Below are 18,233 nucleotides of genomic sequence, written 5' to 3' on the forward strand. Positions count from 1 at the left end.
CTGACGGTCACGCTCCGCAAACCCCCGTACCGTCTGCCTGCTCACATTTTTCTTCGACTCTTCACCATTGCGTGATTGAAAATCGCGCGGAAGTGATCGACATTGTGAGCCGTGTTGCAATGCAACAAGTCCCCTCCGGCGTCCGGCCGGCAGTTGGAACAGAGGCCTGGAACAACGCATGACCCATCAAGCGATCCGGATCGACGCCGCCAACGCCCCTGAAGGCCTTGACGAGCGTCCGGCCTGGACCTGGCTGCCCGAGGAAGCCCCTCTGGCCATGCCGCGTCAGTCCCTGAACAGCTGGGACGCCACCCCTGACGTCCCCACGCCCGTGACCTCGCCCGTCAACGTCGGCGGCCGTCGCCTGCTGCTCACCGCCCTGACCGCTTTTGTTACAGCCCTGGCCCTGATCGCGCCGGTGGCCCTGTTCGCGCGCCATGGCTTCGACGCGCTGGAACTGGTGTCGCTGAGCGTCTTCGCGATTCTCATCACCGCCATCGGTTGCTGGTTCTCCAGCGCCGCCATCGGTTTCTGGGTGCTGCTGACCGGCCGCGAACAGGACGACCTGAGCTTCGCCCCGCATCCGCCCGAGCCGACCCAGCGCACCGCCCTGCTGATGCCGCTGTATAACGAGGACGCCCGCGCGGCCTTCGCGCGTCTGGCCGTGATCGACAACTCACTCGCCCGCCTCGGCGTCTCGGACGCCTTCGACATCTTCGTGCTGAGCGACTCGACCAAGGCCGAGGCCGCCGATCAGGAACGTCAGGCCTATCTGGGCTTCCGCGCCCACGCCCACAGCCGCGTCTTCTATCGCCGCCGTGAGAAGAATATCGAGCGCAAGTGCGGCAACCTGGCCGAATGGACCCACCGCTTCGGCGCCGCCTATCCGTTCATGCTGGTGCTGGACGCCGACTCGACCATGGCCGGTGAGACCATCATGCGCATGGTCGACGCCATGGAGCGCAATCCGGGCATCGGCCTGCTGCAGACCACGCCGACCATCATCAAGGGTCAGACCCTGTTCGCTCGCGTGTCGCAGTTCAGCGTGCGCCTGTACGGTCGCGTCGCCGCCGCTGGTCTGGCCTGGTGGGCCGGTTCGGAAGGCAGCTACTGGGGCCACAACGCCATCCTGCGCACCGAGGCTTTCGCCTCGACCGCCCACCTGCCGATCCTGCCGGGTCGCGAGCCGTTCGGCGGCGCCATCCTGAGCCACGACACCGTCGAGGCCGCCCTGCTGCGCCGCGCCGGCTGGGCCGTGCACGTCACCGCCGCCCTGGACGGCAGCTGTGAAGAAACCCCGGCCACCATGCTGGACTTCATCCAGCGCGACCACCGCTGGTGCCAGGGCAACATGCAGCACCTGGGTCTGCTGAAGACCCGCAGCATGACCGTCATGAACCGCGTTCAGATGGCCATGGGCTTCATGGCCTACTTCTCCTCTCCCCTGTGGCTGGCGTCGCTGGTCGCCGGCATGGTGATCCAGCTGCAGTACCCGACCGACTGGTCGTCGTTCGCCTACCTGCTGAATCCCGAGTTCTCGCCCTTCATGCTGGCCACCCTGCTGTCGGGCGTGCTGCTGATCGGACCCAAGGTCATGGGCGGCCTGCTGGTTCTCAGCCGTCCGCGCGAGCGCCGCGCCTTCGGCGGCGGCAAACGCATCGCCAAGGGCATGGCCATGGAAATCTTCCTGTCGGCCCTGATCGCTCCGATCATGATGGTCGCCAACACCAAGGCCATCATCCAGATCGCCTCCGGCCACGACGCCGGCTGGAAGGCCCAGGACCGCGACGCCGACGGCGTCAGCTGGCGCGACGCCTTCCGCGCCATGCGCTGGCAGATGGCCACGGGCCTGCTGTTCTGCGTCGGTCTGTGCTTCCGCCCGGATCTCGTCACCTGGTTCGCCCCGGTGGTCCTGCCTCTGCTGTTCTCGGCTCCGCTGGTGGTCCTGACCTCGCGTCGCCGTCTGGGCGACGCCGCCGCCAAGGCCGGCTATCTGGCTGTCCCGGACGAGGCGGGCGTCAGCGTCAGCACCATCCCCAGCGCCCCGCAGGCTTCCGCCCTGCGCGCCGTCGCCGGGGTCTGACCGGAGGCCTGCACGCCGCGGCCACGCCTTCCCAACGCCCCTCGTCTCTCCGGCGCAGGGGCGTTGTCGTATCCGGCCTCCACAACGCCCCCGGCCCGGAATCGCGGGCATGAAAAAGCCGGGCTGCGCGAACAGCCCGGCTCTTCAATCACCCGGATCAGACCGCCGCGGCCGAAGCGCGGCCCGGTCGTCAGTGCTTCTTCGGCGAACGCAGGAAGAATATGCCCACGGCCAGCAGGACGATCGCCGCGCCGGCGCCGACCAGCAGGCTGCCGTCGTACATGAAGCCGATCGTCAGGAAGGTCAGCAGGACGGCAATGCCCAGCGAGCCATACTTCGACAGGACCATGAACAGGTCGTAGGTCGACTTCTGCTCCTGGATTTCCATGCTGCCGCGAACGTAGTCGTCGTGTGCGTGAGGATCAGCCATAGGTCGGGTCCGGATTCGGAAAGGAAGAGTTCGCCGCCCTTATAGCGTTGCGGCGCTCAGGCTCAAGCGGGCGGCGCGATTTCGCCTTGGTCGAGCGCCGCCAGAACGTCGCGGGTGAAGGCGATGGGATCGAACCGCTTTCCGGTCGGGTCCTCGCCCCGGCGAACGATGACGATGTTCCGGCTGGGCACGATGATGACGTACTGGCCCCGGTTGCCGTTGGCCGAGATGGTGTCCGGCGGAATGCCCTCCGACCGGTTCATCAGCCAGAAGGTCGCGCCATAGCCCTGCAGGCCGTCCGGCTGCGGCCCGGAGGGCGTAGAGACATACTCCAGCCAGTTCTCCGGCAGGATGCGCTCGCCCTCCCAGACGCCGTTATTGGCGTACAGCTGACCGAAACGGGCGAGGTCGCGGGCTGTGCTCCAGACTTGGCTGGAGAGAACATAGTTCCCGCGCCAATCGGTCTCGGCGACCGTGTCAGTCATCCCCAGACGTTCGAACAGTTCCAGCGGCGGATGAGCCCGGAACGTTGGCTTGATCGCCATCACCGCCAGCAAAATATCGTTGTTGGCATAGCGGAACCGCGTCCCCGGCGGGGCGATCAGTGGCCAGCCCGTCACCTGCTCGTCTACCCCGACCCCGCCAAAATAGATGGCGTCCGTGCGGTTCCCCGCCGTGTCGCTGGTCAGGCCCGAGGCCATTCGCAGCAATTGGTCGAGCGTAATCGTGGCGCGCGGATCACCATCCCCGTAATCCCGGGGGTCCATATCCGCTGGAGAGAGCCAGTCGGCGATGTCGGCGCGGGCGTATACGTTGACCTCGCCGCGTTGCACCGCCGCTCCAACGATCGTTCCGGCCAGACTCTTCGCCACTGACCAAGTCCGTTGGGGCGTGTCCACGCCGAAGCCTTCGGCATACCGTTCCGCAACGATCCGGCCGTTCTGAAGAACAATCACCGCCGTGGTGTTGGCGCCTTCTCCGAACTCACCGTCGAAGGCGCCACTGACAGCGTCATCCAAACCCACCGCATTTCCGCTGGGATCGGCCAGTTCCAACGGGAGGCCCGACGTCCGAAAACCCTCGTGATCGATATGCCAGCGCGGCCCCTTCGACCCCACAGGCAGAATGCGACACCCGGAAAGACGCATGTAGGCCGCAAACCGTGGAGGCATCGCGTCATCCCACACGACGGAGACCCCGTCCTCGGTGATCTCGACCGGCATCTCGCGCGCCAGCGCGTCCAGCTCCGGATAGATCCCGACGAGCTCGTTGGCCTCGACGCTCTCCAACGTCCGCGTCGTACCCGCCGCCTCGGCATTCTTCAGGGCGCTGCACACCGTCAACGCCTTGTACCCCGCCGCCATGGCGCGGGTGGCCGGGGACGTCGCGGGCGCCGGGGTCTGGGCGGCGGCGGGCAGGGCGAGGGCGGCGGCCGCCGCGAAGATCAGGAAGCGCATGGCCGGGACGGTCGCCCGCCCCCGTCCGACCGTCAACTCAGACCAGCGCCTCGAACTGGTCGATCAGCCGCTCCAGCCGCTTGGTCCCGATGGCCCAGAAGGCCGGATCGCGCGGGTTGAGGCCGAACGGGGCCAGCGCCTCGACATAGCCCTTGGACCCGCCGCCCGCGAGAAGCTCACGGTACAGGGGCGTGAAGGCCTGCGGGTCCTTCGCCCGCGTCTCCATCAACGCCGCCACCAGCAGGTCGCCGAAGGCGTAGGCATAGACGTAGAACGGCGAGTGGACGAAGTGGCTGACATAGCTCCACCAGTGCTCGTACCCCGGGTTCAGCGTCACCGCCGGGCCCAGACTGGCACCCATCTCCTCCAGCCAGATCTCGCCGATCCGCTCGACCGGGACTTCGCCCTTCGCCCGCTCGTCGTGGAAGCGGGTCTCGAAGCGGTGGAAGGCGATCTGGCGCACCACGGTGTTCAACCCGTCCTCGATCCGCCCGGCCAACAGGCCGCGCTTCTCCGCCTCAGGAGCCGTCTTCAGCAAGCGGTCGAAGGTCAGGCCCTCGGCGAAGATCGAGGCGGTCTCGGCCAGTGTCAGGGGCGTATCGGCCAGCAGGCTGCCCTGCCCCGCCGCCAGCGTCTGGTGCACGCCATGACCCAGCTCATGCGCCAGCGTCAGCACGTCCCGCCGCTCGCCCATCCAGTTCAGAAACACATAGGGGTGCCGGTCCGAGGTCACCGGATGGGCGTAGGCGCCCGACTGCTTGCCCGGACGCGCCTTGCCGTCGATCCACGGCCTGTCGAAGAAGCCCTGCGCCCGACCGGCGAAATCGCCGCCCAGATCACCAAAGCTGTCCAGCACCAGCGCCTTGCCCGCCGACCAGTCGTATCCACGCGGCGCCGTGGTCTCCAGCGGGGCGTTGCGATCCCACTGGTCCAGCTTCGCCTTGCCCAGCACCTTCGCCTTCAGGGCGTAGTAGCGATGCGACAGCACCGGATAGGCGGCGGTCACGGCCTCGGCCATCGCGTCGACGGATTCGCCATGCACCTCATTGGAAAGATGGCGGCCGTCAGCGGGGCGTTTGAAGCCGCGCCATTTATCTTCCAGCGCCTTGTCGGCGGCCACGGTGTTCAGCACCAGCGCCATGGTCGAGGCGCGAGCGGCCAGCGCCTCATCCAGCCCCTGCGCGGCGGCCTTGCGCCTCGCTTCCTTCGGGTCCGACAGCCGGTTCAGCGCCTCGGCGAGAGTCAGTTCATCCTTGCCCGCCTTCACCTTCATGGCCGCCAGCGTCTCATCGAACAGGCGCGGCCACTGGGCGCTGATCGGCCCACGCTCGGCCAGAAAGGTCTCCAGCTCCTGAGACAGCTCGTGCGGCTTCATCGCCCGCGTCCGGCGCAGCCAGGGACTCCAGCGGGCGGCGGCCGGATACGCCTTCAGCGCGGCCTCGACCGCATCGTCGTCCAGTTGGTTGATCTCCAGCGTGACCCAGACGGTCGGGGTGGCGATGGCCGTCAGCTTCTCGCGCACCGTGGCTTCAAAGCCCTGCGCGCCCGCGTCATTGCGGTTGGTCGAGGCGGCCAGGAAGGCGTAGGCCCCCAGCGCACCCAGAACATCCGACGCCTGCTCATACAGGGTGATGACCCGGTCCAGCCGCTGTCCCAGCAGCGCCGGATCGGTCTGCGCCGCCGCCAACTGCCCTTGCAGTCTGTTCAACTCGGCGACCAGCGCCCGCGCGCGCTCCAGATCGGTTTCGATGCGGGCGTCCTCGCGAGAGGCGTACAGGTCGGACAAATCCCAGACGGGGGCGTCCAGCGAATCGACGGGGGTCTTGAAGGGGGCGTTCATGCCTTCCGTTGTGGGGACGCGAACGCTCCGGCGCAACAGTCGGGCCGTCGCGCGACGAACGACCGCGAGGCGCCCTACTTGCTGCGCGACGGAGCCGGCGACGGGACCGCATCGTCCGTCAAGCCTGCGCCCGCCCGCATGTCGCGACGCAGCGCCTGCAATTCAGCGGGGGTGCACCCGTAGTGCTGGCACATTCGGGTCGCCATTTTCTCGAGCATCTGGGGCAGGACAGCCATCACCGCGCGGTTCGCTTCCGGCATTACCGCCATGCTCTTGCGCGCGATCTCCCGGCCCATGGGCGTGTCGAAGAAACCGACCATGGCTTCCAGCTCCGGCTCGGTGAAAACCGTCGCGAAAACCGGAACCATCTCATTGATCATCGCCGGGACCATGTCGGCCGTAAGCTCGGCCGTCAGACTGACGATGAAGCGACGATCAGCGTCGGGCAGGCCCTGCATACTCTGGTCGTTGGCCATCTCCTCGCCCAGCATCTCGTGGATCACGCCTTCGAACTGGTCGGTCAGCATCAGTTCGAGGTAGCGACGGCTCAACTCCAGCTGATGCGGAGATGGCGCCCGCTCCGCCGTAGGCGGGCGAACCTGAATCAGGCGCTCGCCCTGCTGGGCCAACGCCGGCGTGGCGATCAGGCAGGTCGCGGCCAGCAGGCCTGCGGCGCCAGCGGAAATGAAACGCATGATGGTGTCCCCCGGTTCGCGCCATTGTTTCGCGAAGCCCCCGCTGGACACAATCGTCTATTTGCGAAATTTTCGAATGATATCCGCCAGATCGACTTCGGAGACACAGGCCGCGGCCTGCTCCGTCGACATCCACACGCGTTCCCGCTGTCCCTGTTCCTGCCAGGTGTCGTGAACCGTCGTGACCTCCAGCGCATAGACCGAGACCACGCACCAGCGTGGCGCCCGGCGCTTCAGCATTTTCAGGTAGCGGAAGGTGCCCAGCGGCTCATGGCCCAGCGTGCCCTCAACCCCGGCCTCCTCCAGAGCCTCGACGGCGGCGGCTTCGGCGTCGGTCAGGCCCGGCATGCGGCCGCCCTTGGGCGTGACCCAGCGCCGGGTCTCGCGCGATGTGACCAGCAGAATCTCGATCCCGTCAGCCCCTCGCCGCCACGGCAGGGCCGCCACCTGACGACGCTCGGCGCGTTCAGTGCGGATCACATCGCTGGCCATCAGGTTGGAAACCCGCCGAACAAACACCTATCCCGGCTCGTCGGCCAAGAAGCCCCCTAGTCCCCCGGAGGGCTCATCACGTCAATCCGTCAGCCTGCGGATAATTTGTCATACGTCAGCGGCGGGATTTGGCCGCCGCATCGCCCATGGCCTCGCAGTCGAACCGAAGACAGAATTTCTCGCCCATCGCGGTCGCGCTGGTCAGGAGATGAGGCATCATCGCCTGCTGCAGGGCCATCCCCGCTTCCAGGTTCTTGCGAGCGATCGAGCGTCCCATGGGCGTCTCGTAGAAGGCCACCACCGCCTCCAGTTCAGCCGCTGTGAAGGTGTCCGCCACCTCGGCCCGGACCTCGGTGATGGCCATGGTCAGGGCCTCATCGAAGATTACGGTGAACTGGTCCGCCAGCCAGGTCCGCTGATCATCCGGCAGATCCATTTCGCCGTAGCCTGCCTCGATATACTCGCGCAGCAACTTGGTGGAGTCCGCGCCCTGCGTCAGATGCAGGTAACGCCCCGCCAGATCCAGCTGATGTTGGCGCGCGGCGTCAGGCGCATCCTGCGCCAGCACCGGTCCCGCGCACAGCGACAGAACCGTGATCAGAAGAGCCAGAAACCGCATGACGTATCCCCCGGAAAATCGACCAATGTTCACCCGGAGGTTCGGTGACCGCAAATGGAATCGTTCTTCACAGGGCGTTTTCGGCCATTTGTGGCCATTTCACAGGGTCCGCGCGTCGTAGGCCCTGCGCGCTGCGTCCACATCCGACATGCGGGTCTCCGCCCAATCGATCATCGGCGAAAGAGCCGTGACCAGTGTACGCCCCAATGGCGTGATCTCATAAGTCACGCTGACCGGAACGGTCGGCTCGACATGGCGGGTCGCCAGCCCGTCCCGCTCCATCTGGCGCAAGGTCTGGCTGAGCATCTTCTGCGACACCCCGCCGATCCTTCGCTTCAGCGCATTGAACCGCATCGGCTCCTCGTCGAGCGTCGTCAGCAACAGGGTCGTCCACTTGTCCGCGATCCGGTCCAGCAACTGCCGGGTCGGACATTCAGCGGCATGGACATCGCCCCGCTCAAACGCCGGGGCGGTTTCGCCTGGGTGACCAGATGAGATTTCGGTGCCTTCTTGCATAGCTGATCTCCATATCGCACCTGGTCTCCATTGGAAACCACCAAGGAACCTCCGCAATGAAGATCGTCGTCCTGGGCGCCAGCGGCCGCGCCGGCTCGGAAATCACTAGGGAAGCCGCCGCGCGCGGCCACACCGTCACCGCCATCGCCCGCAAGCCCGAGGCCATCCCGACTGCCGACGGCGTCACCGCTGTCGCCGGGGATGCGTCGGACGCCGCTGCCCTCGCGCCCCTGCTCAAGGGCGCGGACGCCGTCATCAGCGCCCTGCATTTCGACGTCCCGGCCGAGACCCTGCTCGCTGCGCTGCGTGAGGCAGGCGTGCCCCGCCTGCTGGTCACCGGCGGCGCCGCCAGCCTTGAAGTCGCCCCCGGCGTCCGCGTCATCGATACGCCGGAGTTCCCCGAAGAATGGAAGGTCTTCGCCCAGGGCGGCATCACCTTCCTGGATCATCTGCGGGGCGTCAGCGACGTGGACTGGACCTTCTTCTCCCCGGCCGCCCTCATCGAGGAGACCCCGCGCCTGGGCCACTACCGCACCGACACCGACACCCTCGTGGTCGATGAGAAGGGCGAAAGCCGCATCAGCTTCGCCGACTACGCCATCGCCATGATCGACGAGCTGGAGCAGCCGAAGCACAGCCGCGCCCGTTTCACCGCCGCCTACTGAGATTCCGGCAGGGCGAGTTTATCGCCCCCTTCCGACGGAAGGCTCAAACAACGCAAAGCCCCGGAAGAGCGATCTTCCGGGGCTTTCACGCGTTTGCGCGACAGAAGGGTCTCAGCCGCCCGCCGGGTAACCCTGCATCATCGCGGCCTTCACCGCGCGTCTCTGATCCGCGCTGCACTCCAGCCGGTCGCACAATCGGTCGGCCATCTCGCCCATGACGCCGGGGATGACCGCTTGCGCCACCTCAGCCATGCGCGGCGCCGCGGCGGCGCTCTTGCGGACCAGCGACTGACCGACGTCGCTTTCGTAGAAGGCCACCAGCGCCCGCAGCTCCTCAACCGTGAAGATGTCGGCATAGATCGGCGCCATGGCGTCGAACATGCGAGGCATCATGACCTCGATCATTTCGCCGGTGACCTCCCGGATGATCTGATTTTGCTCGGCCGGAATGTTCGGATTCTCCGGCATCATGGTGGTCATCATCTGGCGCATCGAGGCCGCCAGCTGGTCTCCCTGGATCAGCACGATGAACCTGTTCGCCAGCGCCAGACGCTCGGCCGCCTCTCCCTGCGTCGCCGTCTGGGGCGCAGGTTGGGCCGCGATCTGCGCGTGAACAGCCGCAGGCGCGGCCATGAGCGTCAGGGCCAGCATCAGGCCCGCGAACAATCTGAACATATCGTCCCCCGAAAAGAGCCGGACCATCACCGCAAGCGTCGGTCCGGACAAGCAAAAACGGCGGGGATCGCTCCCCGCCGTTCCTGTGTCTTTCGACTGTAGCGACCTATCAGGCGCCCAGCGAAGCCGGATCCACCTTGAAGCCCGGGCCCATCGTCGACGACAGGCTGATCTTCTTGATGTAGGCGCCCTTGGCGCCCGACGGCTTGGCGCGGTTCAGCGCGTCCACGTAAGCCTTCACGTTGGCTTCCAGGGCGTCCTGGGTGAACGAGGCCTTGCCGATGCCGCCGTGAGCGATACCGGCCTTCTCGACGCGGAACTCAACCGCACCGCCCTTGGCGTCCTTGACGGCCTGGGCGACGTTCGGGGTCACGGTGCCGACCTTCGGGTTCGGCATCAGGCCGCGCGGGCCCAGCACCTTACCCAGACGGCCGACGAGGGCCATCATGTCCGGCGACGCGATCACGCGGTCGAAGTCCATCAGGCCGCCGTTGATCTGCTCGTACAGATCCTCGGCGCCGACGTATTCAGCGCCGGCGGCGCGGGCTTCATCCGCCTTGGCGTCCTTGGCGAAAACGGCGACGCGAACGTCACGGCCGGTGCCCGACGGCAGGTTGACGACGCCACGGACCTGTTGGTCGGCGTGACGCGGGTCGACGCCCAGGTTGACGGCGATCTCGATCGACTCGTCGAACTTGGCCTTGGCGTTGTCCTTGACCAGCTTGATCGCCTCCGAGAACGAGATCAGTTCTTCGGTGACGCCGACGCGGGCTTTTTGAGCCTTGGTTTGCTTGGCCATGTGCTTAGCCCTCCACGACTTCGAGGCCCATCGCGCGGGCCGAGCCTTCGATGATCTTCGCCGCGGCGTCGAGATCGTTGGCGTTAAGATCCTTCATCTTCTTCTCGGCGATCTCGCGCAGTTGCGACTGCTTGATCTTGCCGGCGACTTCACGACCGACCAGCTTGGAACCCGACTTCAGGCCGGTGGCCTGCTTCAGGTACCAGGTCGCCGGCGGCGTCTTGGTGATGAAGGTGAACGACTTGTCCTGGTAGACGGTGATGACGGTCGGAAGCGGGGTGCCCTTGGCTTCCTTCTCGGTCCGCGCGTTGAACTCCTTGCAGAAGCCCATGATGTTCACGCCGCGTTGACCCAGAGCCGGGCCGATCGGGGGCGAAGGCGTGGCCGAACCGGCCGGCACTTGCAGCTTGATATAGCCGAGAATCTTCTTGGCCATTGGTCTCTCCTATTCGGTAGCCCGGAACTGAATCCGGACCGGTGAGCCGTGGTGCGGCATGGCTGCCTCCCACGGATTTACGCGATTGCTCGCGCCGCCCTGTTCAGAGCGAGGCGCGCGTATAGCGGACGGGGGGCTGAATTGCAAACGGCGACCCCCGACCTTTCGGTGGGGGCCGCCGCCGCGAAATCCATGGTGAGACCGTGGCTTACGCCGCGACCTTCTCCACCTGATTGTACTCCAGATCCACCGGGGTCGGGCGGCCGAAGATCGACACGGCCACGCGCAGACGGGCGTGTTCCTCGTCGACGCTCTCGACCTGGCCGTCGAAGCTGGCGAACGGGCCGTCGATGACCTTGACGGTCTCGCCGATGTCGAAGCGGATGGTGGGCTTCGGACGCTCGACGCCCTCTTCCACCTGACCGACGATCTGCTGGACCTCACGCTCCGAGACCGGCAGCGGCTTGGTGCCGCCCGCGGCGCCCAGGAAGCCGGTGACCTTCGGGGTGTTCTTGACCAGGTGGTAGGCGTTGTCGGTCATCTCCATCTTCACCAGGACATAGCCCGGGAAGAATTTGCGCTCCGAGTTCACCTTGCGGCCGCGGCGCACTTCCACGACCTCTTCGGTCGGGACCAGGATTTCCGAGAAATTATCCTCGAGGCCCTGCTGCTTGGCCTGCTCGCGCAGTTGCTCGGCCACCTTCTTCTCGAAATTCGAGTAGGCGTTGACGATGTACCACTTGTGGCGCGGATTGGCGGGCTTGGCGACGTCGGTCATTGGGTCAGTCTCTCTTACTGGCCGATCGCGAGGACGACCTGCGACAGGCGCGTCAGGCCGAAGTCCACAACGGCGAAGAAGACGGTGGCGATCGCCACCATGATGAAGACCATCACCGAGGTGATCCACGTCTCCTTGCGGCTCGGCCAGACGATCTTGCGGCCTTCGGCGCGGACCTGGCTGATGAACTGCGGGATCGACGTGCGCTTCTTCGGGGCCGGGGCGTCAGCCGAGACGGCGCTGCCGGCGATGGCCGGTTGAGCGGTCTGGGGGCGGCGTCCCGAAGGAGTCTTGGCCTTGGCCATGCGGCGTCTCTTCAAACAATCAAGCCTGTCGGAACCAGATGGGAACTCCCATCCGGTTCCGACAGGGGGAAAATGGCAGGAGTTGGGGGACTCGAACCCACGACCCCCGGTTTTGGAGACCGGTGCTCTACCAGCTGAGCTAAACTCCTGGAGCAGAAAGTCAAAGACGTCGGGGTGTCCCGACCGCGTTCGCTTTCGCCAGAGGCGGGGCTATGCCCCACCCCGCCGCCGTTTTCAAGCGCAGTTACCGCTGAATAGGCATATCGACGCAAGAAGACTGCGGATCAGTCCTCCTGATGGGCCGCGACGGCTTCCGCCTCATCAGACTTGCCGACCACTTCACGGAACAGAAGCTTGTCGATCCGGCGGTCGTCCATGTCGATGACCTCGACCTCGAAACGCCCCAGTTGCAGCACTTCGCCCTCGTCGGGGACGCGCGACAGCTGATGCAGCACCAGACCGGCGACAGTGTGGAAACCTTCGGCCTCGCCGAAATCCTCGCCCAGTTCGTCGGAAAGCTCCTCAAGGTCGGTCTGGCCGTCCACCATCCAGGTGCCGTCCTCGCGCTGACGGATATAGGCCTCGGCCTCGTCGTGACCCTCGTCGAAATCGCCCGCGATCATTTCCAGCAGGTCGGTGGCGGTCACCACGCCCTCGAACGCACCGAATTCGTCCACAAGGAAGGCCATGTGAACCTTGGAAGACTTCAGAATCTCCAGCGCCTTCAGCACGGACGTCGACTGCGGGATGAAGGCCGGGGTCTGGACCAGCGATTCGACATCGAACTTGCCGTGGGTCAGCAGGCTGTCCAGCAGGTCCTTCTTGTGCACCACGCCCAGCGGGTTATCGACGTCGTTCTCACGCGCGACCACGATCCGCGAATAGGGACAGGTGCGGATTTCCTCGCGCAGCTGCTTTTCGGTGTCATCCAGCGCGATCCAGAAAACCTCGTGACGCGGGGTCATGGCCACCCGGATGGGGCGGTCGCCGAGCGTCAGGATCTCCTCGATCATCTCCTGCTCTTCCGGCTCGATCAGACCAGCCGAGGTGCCCTCGGCGATCATGGTCTCCACCTCTTCCTGGGTAACGTCCGAACCGTCGCGATCCTTGACGCCCAGCACTTTCAGGATGCCCGAGGTCGAGGCCGTCAGCAGCAGGACGAACGGCTTGAGCACCAGGGCCAGGGTCGAAATCGGCCCGGCCATCTTGGCGGCCACGGCCTCCGGGAAGATCAACGCGATCCGCTTGGGCACCAGTTCGCCGACGATCAGCGACACATAGGTGATGAACACAACGACGATGGCCGTCGCGATGGCCTCCGACCACGGCGCGACGGCCGGGATCGTCGTTTCGAGAATGTGGTTCAGCTCGCCCGCGATGGCGGCCTGACCGTAGGCGCCCGCCAGAATGCCGATGGCCGTGATGCCGACCTGCACAGCCGACAGAAAGTGGGTCGGGTTTTCGGCCAGCTTCAGTGCGGCGCGCGCGCCCCGGTCTCCCCGCTCCGCGCGGCTCTGGAGTTTTGACTTCCGCGACGAGACGACCGCGAGTTCGGTCATGGCGAAAACGCCGTTGAGCACCACAAGGAGCAGAACGACGGCGATTGCGATGGCTAACATCTAGGGGGAGGAGGACCAGCGCGGCGCAACAAACGGCGTCCGCAGGGGTGATGATAAGGGCGTTTCGCCCTGACCGCCACGGTTTTGCTGAAATTCAGTCCGCCTGCGCGCTTATGGCCACGCCCGATGGGGCCTGATCCGGGCGTGCGGCGGCGCAGGCCGCCATCCCGATCAGGACGCCGATGAACAGACCGATGTGCAGTGCGCGACGCATGAGGGTTACCGAAACCTTAACAATCTCTCGCGCACAAGAGGCCAGGATTCGACCACGGACAAGGCGGCGCCTGCCGCCGGTTGCGGCGTTCACAGCGCCACATCCCCCCACAGGCGAACGGCGACCGGATAGAAAGAGAAGGCCATGCGAAGCCTGATGCGCTGGATCATTGGAACGGCCGTCGCCGGCGCGGCCGCCCTGACGCTCTGCGCCGGTCTGATCGTTGCGGACGGCCTGACCGACGAGGTTCGTCCGAGCGACGTCGCCGTGGTTCTGGGGTCGAAGGTCAATCCGGACGGAACGCCCTCCCCTCGCCTCGCCGCCCGTCTGGGTCGGGCGCTGGAGCTTTACCGGGCGGGCGTCACGCCCCGGATTCTGGTCAGTGGCGGCACGGGGATCGAGGGCGTGCCGGAGGGCACGGCGATGAAGCGCTGGCTGGTCTCACAGGGCGTGCCGGACGCCGCGGTCATCGTCGATGACCAGGGCGTCGACACCCGCGCCACCGCCCGCAACGCGACCGCCCTGATGCGCGCCCATGACCTGCGCAGCGCCATCGTGGTCAGCCAGTATTTCCACATCCCGCGCACCAGGCTGGCGTTCGCGCAGGAAGGCCTGCCCGGCGTCGGGTCGGCCCACCCTGACTATTTCGAGCCGCGCGACCTCTACGCCATCGCTCGCGAGGTCCCGGGCTATGCGAGCTATCTGTTGCGGTAGTCGCCGTCAGCCAGCGGCGGCCATCAACTGCCGGATCAGGGCGCTGATCAGGACGAAGGCGATCACCGCCACCCAGGCCCAGGGAATTCCGCTCGGCTCATCCCCCGCCCTGCCGGAGCGTCGGTTCGAGACCGGTACATCCGGTCCCTGCACCGGGAAGGTGATGCCGTTCATTCCGCGCGCCTTCTCGACGAAGGCCTTGTACGCCTCCATCGCCTCGACCGGCACGTCGTCGCCCGGAACGACCAGCATGATCTGATGCAGCCCCTCGCGCGGACTGGTCCACTCGAAGCTGCTCTCCAGATACAGGCCCACCGGTCCGCGCGCGGAAATCCGCCAAGGTGTGATGTCCACCGGACGGGCGAAGCGGAACACCCGGCGCGTCTCGATGCGGCGCGGCAGTCCCATGTCCAGCGGCGTCGAGCGGCTACCCGAGATTTCCATCAGATGCGGGCCGACCACATCATCGCGGGAGATGAAGACCCGGGCGCCGTTGTCCCGGTTGGCGAACGGCTCACTTACGCGATAGCGCTCGATCACGGTCAGGACGTTCTCGACCGCATCATCCCGCACCTCGTGGTCCGCCAGGGCGGTCAGGGGCGAGTGGATTTCCCGCTCAAGCCCCTCACGCATGGACCGCGCGGCGCCGTCCCGACTCTGGTTCCCCAGCCAGTGCCGGACCCCGTCCGCGCGCCAGCTCCGGTAGGTGGTGGTCAGGGTCAGCTCGGCCGGTTCGGCGGCGTTGGCGGGAATGTCCCAGACTTCCTCGAACGTATTGGTGGTGCGCAGCCTGGCGCGGGGCATCGCCTCCAGCTTCGCATCCGCCTCCAGCGGCAGGGCGAAATCGAACATGGCGCGCGTCACATGCTCCAGATCGCCGGCCTGCGGCGACATGGTCGGATCCAGCCACAGCGTTCCGCCGTTCAGCCGCACCCGAACGATGCAGTGGTTGAACGCCAGCACATGCGGCAGTCCCTGCGGCAGTTCCTCGCCCCGCATCGTGTTCACAAGCGCGCAGACGGCGTCGATCCCCATTGTCCGCAGCACGGCGGTCAGCAGCAGTGACGCATCCTTGCAGTCGCCGTAGCGGGTCTCCCAGATCGTCTCCAGCGGGCGCGGGCGATAGCCGCCCTCCCCGATGCTGACCGAATGATAGCGCAGCATCGACTGCACCATCCGCAAGGCGGCGGGAATGCGGGCGGCGGGCTTGGGATGCGCGGCCTCAAGGGCGCGGACGTCAGCCGCCAGCCCCTCCGGCAGGGTGACGGCCTCATAGAAGGGCCGGAACACATCCGCGATGGCCGACCAGTCCACATCGTCGGCGATGTGACCGCTCGAATACCCGTTCCACGAATGCGGCGTTCCTTGCGGAATGGTCATCGGGACCGCGTCCACCGCCTCCCACTCCAGCACCCGCACTCCGCCCTCGACGGTGTCGCGAGTGGTGACGGGCGCGCCGGTGGAGTGCAGCGCCAGCTTCCGATCCGTCGGCGCCCGCAGGGTGCATCGCGTCTCCACGACCGGGATGCTCCACTGCAGGATGAAGGACCAGCTGAACAGGCCGCCCAGCGCGGGCGGTGCGCCGATCACGGACAGGATGGTCTCGACCACATCGCCTTCGCGAATGTCGGGGATGACCATGTGGGCGGTCATCCGTCCGTCGTAGACGGCCCGCTCCATGTTCAGTTCGCGCTGGATGACCTCGAAGGCCTCGGGGCGGCCCGCCTCCCGGACCGCGCCGTCACGGTGGACGCGCACCGCGTGGATCACGACGCGTTCGTACTCGGGATTGAAGTGAACGCTGACGGAGGCGGCGGGCTGAAGGCCCTCGCTGCCGGTCACCTGCACGATGTTGCGGCTGGTGTAGACCGGCTCCGGTCCCGTCAGGTCGAACTGGCTCTGCGACAGCCAGTGGCAAAGCCCGCCCGAGGTCAGATCCCGCGGATCACGCCCCTCCATCCTGGCCGGGACCAACTCGAAGCTGGCCGGCGCCGGCGCGAACTCAAGCCGCGACCGGGGCGAGACAGGACTATCGTAACTCATGGAACACATCCCCCAACCCACGATAGGCGAAAGCATGGTCTGTTGAGAAGGCCAAAGAAAACGGCCCCCGGATCGCTCCGGGGGCCGTCTCTTTTTGTCAGCCTGTGTTCGGCTCGCGGACGCTCACGGCTTGAGGCTCATGCGCTCAAGAAGCGAGCGACCGCGTCGCGAGCGTTGGCGCTGCGGGACCGTCGATTACTCGATGATCTTTGCGACGACGCCGGCGCCGACGGTGCGGCCGCCTTCACGGATGGCGAAGCGCAGGCCCTGATCCATGGCGATCGGGGTGATCAGCTCGACGCTCAGCTCGGCGTTGTCGCCGGGCATGATCATCTCGACACCTTCCTTCAGGTGCACGATGCCGGTCACGTCCGTCGTGCGGAAGTAGAACTGCGGACGGTAGTTGGTGAAGAACGGCGTGTGACGGCCGCCCTCTTCCTTCGTCAGGATGTAGGCTTCGGCCTGGAACTTGGTGTGCGGGGTGATCGAACCCGGCTTGCACAGAACCTGACCGCGCTCGACGTCTTCACGCTTGGTGCCGCGCAGCAGAACGCCGACGTTGTCACCGGCCTGACCCTGATCCAGCAGCTTGCGGAACATTTCCACGCCCGTGCAGGTCGTCTTCTGGACCGGACGGATGCCGACGATCTCGACTTCCTCACCGACCTTGACGATGCCCTTCTCGACGCGACCGGTCACCACGGTGCCGCGGCCCGAGATCGAGAAGACGTCTTCCACCGGCATCAGGAACGGCAGGTCCACCGGACGTTCCGGCTGCGGGATGTAGGCGTCGACGGTTTCCATCAGCGCCAGAACGCGTTGTTCGCCGATTTCCGGGTTCACGCCGTCGGTCGCGGCCTTGGCCGAGCCCTTGGTGATCGGAATCTCGTCACCCGGGAACTGGTACGACGACAGCAGCTCGCGCACTTCCATCTCGACCAGCTCGAGCAGCTCTTCGTCGTCGACCAGGTCGACCTTGTTCATGAACACGACCAGAGCCGGAACGCCGACCTGACGGGCCAGCAGGATGTGCTCGCGCGTCTGCGGCATCGGGCCGTCGGCGGCCGAAACCACCAGGATCGCGCCGTCCATCTGGGCGGCGCCGGTGATCATGTTCTTCACATAGTCGGCGTGACCCGGGCAGTCGACGTGCGCGTAGTGACGGTTGGCCGTCTCGTACTCGACGTGCGCCGTGTTGATCGTGATGCCGCGGGCCTTTTCTTCCGGCGCGGCGTCGATGTCGGCGTAGTTCATCGCCTTGGCGCCGCCGGCCTTCGCCAGCGTCATCGTGATCGCCGCCGTCAGCGTCGTCTTGCCGTGGTCAACGTGACCGATCGTGCCGATGTTGCAGTGCGGCTTCGTGCGTTCGAACTTTTCCTTGGCCATGGCCAAAACTCCTGTGGCCCGGAAGGGGGCGATGGATCAGCGATAGAATTCTGGAGCGGGTAGACGGAATCGAACCGACATATTCAGCTTGGAAGGCTGCTGTACTACCATTGTACTATACCCGCGCGGAGACTGCGTCGGGCCCATCTTCCGAAGAAGAGAAGGACCTCCGCAGCCGACCCGATATGGGGTCCGGTCCCTCGTTTCGAAAGCGCGTGGTGGGGGAAGCAGGACTCGAACCTGCGAAGCTTACGCAGGGGATTTACAGTCCCCCCCCTTTGCCGCTCGGGACATTCCCCCAGCGCGCTTTTCAAAACCGACGGACCATCTCGTCAGGGACCTTTCGGTTCCCGCCGCGATAAAGCCTCTCGTGATCCGCGACCGCCTGGGATAGGAGGTGCGCCAGACCCGAAAGCCCTCAGGGCTCCAAATCGGAGGGCGTCTTATAGTGTCGAGAATTTCAGAAC

Annotated in this window: 18 protein-coding genes and 3 tRNA genes; 3 read left to right on the top strand and 18 right to left on the bottom strand. The window is 66.0% G+C overall.

Annotated elements, in window-relative coordinates; all coding sequences use genetic code 11:
* Positions 1-178: 178 nt before the first annotated feature.
* Positions 179-2,083, top strand: coding sequence for a glucans biosynthesis glucosyltransferase MdoH (gene mdoH / locus FKQ52_RS10885; RefSeq protein WP_141627204.1), 1,905 nt, complete (start codon positions 179-181; stop codon positions 2,081-2,083).
* 190 nt (positions 2,084-2,273) lie between these two features.
* On the opposite strand, the gene FKQ52_RS10890 is transcribed toward mdoH, so the two are convergent.
* From FKQ52_RS10890 to FKQ52_RS10920, 7 genes are all read right to left on the bottom strand, one after another.
* Positions 2,274-2,513, bottom strand: a complete 240-nt coding sequence (locus FKQ52_RS10890; protein WP_141627205.1) for an aa3-type cytochrome c oxidase subunit IV — start codon at positions 2,511-2,513, stop codon at positions 2,274-2,276.
* Between the two features lie 62 nt (positions 2,514-2,575).
* A complete protein-coding gene (locus FKQ52_RS10895) occupies positions 2,576-3,970 on the bottom strand; it encodes a serine hydrolase (protein ID WP_141627206.1) in 1,395 nt (464 codons plus the stop codon).
* A gap of 37 nt (positions 3,971-4,007) precedes the next feature.
* Entirely contained in the window at positions 4,008-5,810 is a 1,803-nt protein-coding gene (locus tag FKQ52_RS10900) for a M3 family oligoendopeptidase (RefSeq protein WP_141627207.1), read from the bottom strand.
* A gap of 74 nt (positions 5,811-5,884) precedes the next feature.
* Positions 5,885-6,505 (bottom strand): DUF2059 domain-containing protein, encoded by a 621-nt coding sequence (locus tag FKQ52_RS10905; protein WP_141627208.1) that lies wholly within the window; start codon positions 6,503-6,505, stop codon positions 5,885-5,887.
* 57 nt (positions 6,506-6,562) lie between these two features.
* Positions 6,563-7,024 (bottom strand): NUDIX hydrolase, encoded by a 462-nt coding sequence (locus FKQ52_RS10910; protein ID WP_240811630.1) that lies wholly within the window; start codon positions 7,022-7,024, stop codon positions 6,563-6,565.
* Between the two features lie 88 nt (positions 7,025-7,112).
* Positions 7,113-7,616: a DUF2059 domain-containing protein gene (locus tag FKQ52_RS10915; protein WP_141627210.1), complete on the bottom strand. Its 504-nt coding sequence runs from the start codon at positions 7,614-7,616 to the stop codon at positions 7,113-7,115.
* Positions 7,617-7,715: 99 nt separating this feature from the next.
* On the bottom strand, positions 7,716-8,132 hold the full coding sequence (locus tag FKQ52_RS10920) for a helix-turn-helix domain-containing protein (RefSeq protein WP_141627211.1): 417 nt from the start codon (positions 8,130-8,132) through the stop codon (positions 7,716-7,718).
* 56 nt (positions 8,133-8,188) lie between these two features.
* Between FKQ52_RS10920 and FKQ52_RS10925 the strand changes: the two genes are divergently transcribed.
* On the top strand, positions 8,189-8,797 hold the full coding sequence (locus FKQ52_RS10925; RefSeq protein WP_141627212.1) for an NAD(P)-dependent oxidoreductase: 609 nt from the start codon (positions 8,189-8,191) through the stop codon (positions 8,795-8,797).
* Positions 8,798-8,908: 111 nt separating this feature from the next.
* Here the strand turns inward: FKQ52_RS10925 and FKQ52_RS10930 are convergent, their stop codons facing one another.
* From FKQ52_RS10930 to FKQ52_RS10960, 7 genes are all read right to left on the bottom strand, one after another.
* A complete protein-coding gene (locus FKQ52_RS10930) occupies positions 8,909-9,472 on the bottom strand; it encodes a DUF2059 domain-containing protein (RefSeq protein ID WP_168196836.1) in 564 nt (187 codons plus the stop codon).
* Between the two features lie 109 nt (positions 9,473-9,581).
* A complete protein-coding gene (rplA, locus tag FKQ52_RS10935; RefSeq protein WP_141627214.1) occupies positions 9,582-10,271 on the bottom strand; it encodes a 50S ribosomal protein L1 in 690 nt (229 codons plus the stop codon).
* Positions 10,272-10,275: 4 nt separating this feature from the next.
* On the bottom strand, positions 10,276-10,707 hold the full coding sequence (gene rplK / locus FKQ52_RS10940; protein WP_141627215.1) for a 50S ribosomal protein L11: 432 nt from the start codon (positions 10,705-10,707) through the stop codon (positions 10,276-10,278).
* Between the two features lie 208 nt (positions 10,708-10,915).
* Positions 10,916-11,485, bottom strand: a complete 570-nt coding sequence (gene nusG / locus FKQ52_RS10945) for a transcription termination/antitermination protein NusG (protein WP_141627216.1) — start codon at positions 11,483-11,485, stop codon at positions 10,916-10,918.
* 14 nt (positions 11,486-11,499) lie between these two features.
* Positions 11,500-11,790 carry a preprotein translocase subunit SecE gene (gene secE / locus FKQ52_RS10950; RefSeq protein ID WP_141627217.1) on the bottom strand — a complete coding sequence of 97 codons (291 nt, stop codon included), beginning with the start codon at positions 11,788-11,790 and terminating at the stop codon, positions 11,500-11,502.
* Between the two features lie 73 nt (positions 11,791-11,863).
* Positions 11,864-11,939 (bottom strand) — tRNA-Trp (locus FKQ52_RS10955).
* Positions 11,940-12,074: 135 nt separating this feature from the next.
* The gene (locus FKQ52_RS10960) at positions 12,075-13,409 is read right to left on the bottom strand and encodes a hemolysin family protein (RefSeq protein WP_205750742.1); all 1,335 of its coding nucleotides are present in this window, start codon (positions 13,407-13,409) and stop codon (positions 12,075-12,077) included.
* A 370-nt stretch (positions 13,410-13,779) separates the two neighbouring features.
* On the opposite strand from FKQ52_RS10960, the gene FKQ52_RS10965 reads away from it, so the two are divergent.
* Complete coding sequence (locus tag FKQ52_RS10965) at positions 13,780-14,337, top strand: YdcF family protein (RefSeq protein WP_168196837.1); 558 nt, start codon at positions 13,780-13,782, stop codon at positions 14,335-14,337.
* A 6-nt stretch (positions 14,338-14,343) separates the two neighbouring features.
* Here the strand turns inward: FKQ52_RS10965 and FKQ52_RS10970 are convergent, their stop codons facing one another.
* From FKQ52_RS10970 to FKQ52_RS10985, 4 genes are all read right to left on the bottom strand, one after another.
* Positions 14,344-16,380 carry a DUF3857 domain-containing transglutaminase family protein gene (locus FKQ52_RS10970; protein ID WP_168196838.1) on the bottom strand — a complete coding sequence of 679 codons (2,037 nt, stop codon included), beginning with the start codon at positions 16,378-16,380 and terminating at the stop codon, positions 14,344-14,346.
* Positions 16,381-16,575: 195 nt separating this feature from the next.
* A complete protein-coding gene (tuf, locus tag FKQ52_RS10975; protein WP_141626245.1) occupies positions 16,576-17,766 on the bottom strand; it encodes an elongation factor Tu in 1,191 nt (396 codons plus the stop codon).
* Positions 17,767-17,817: 51 nt separating this feature from the next.
* A tRNA-Gly gene (locus FKQ52_RS10980) sits at positions 17,818-17,891 on the bottom strand.
* A 91-nt stretch (positions 17,892-17,982) separates the two neighbouring features.
* Positions 17,983-18,066 (bottom strand) — tRNA-Tyr (locus FKQ52_RS10985).
* Between the last annotated feature and the right edge of the window lie 167 nt (positions 18,067-18,233).

The organism is Brevundimonas sp. M20 (assembly GCF_006547065.1).
GTDB lineage: Bacteria > Pseudomonadota > Alphaproteobacteria > Caulobacterales > Caulobacteraceae > Brevundimonas.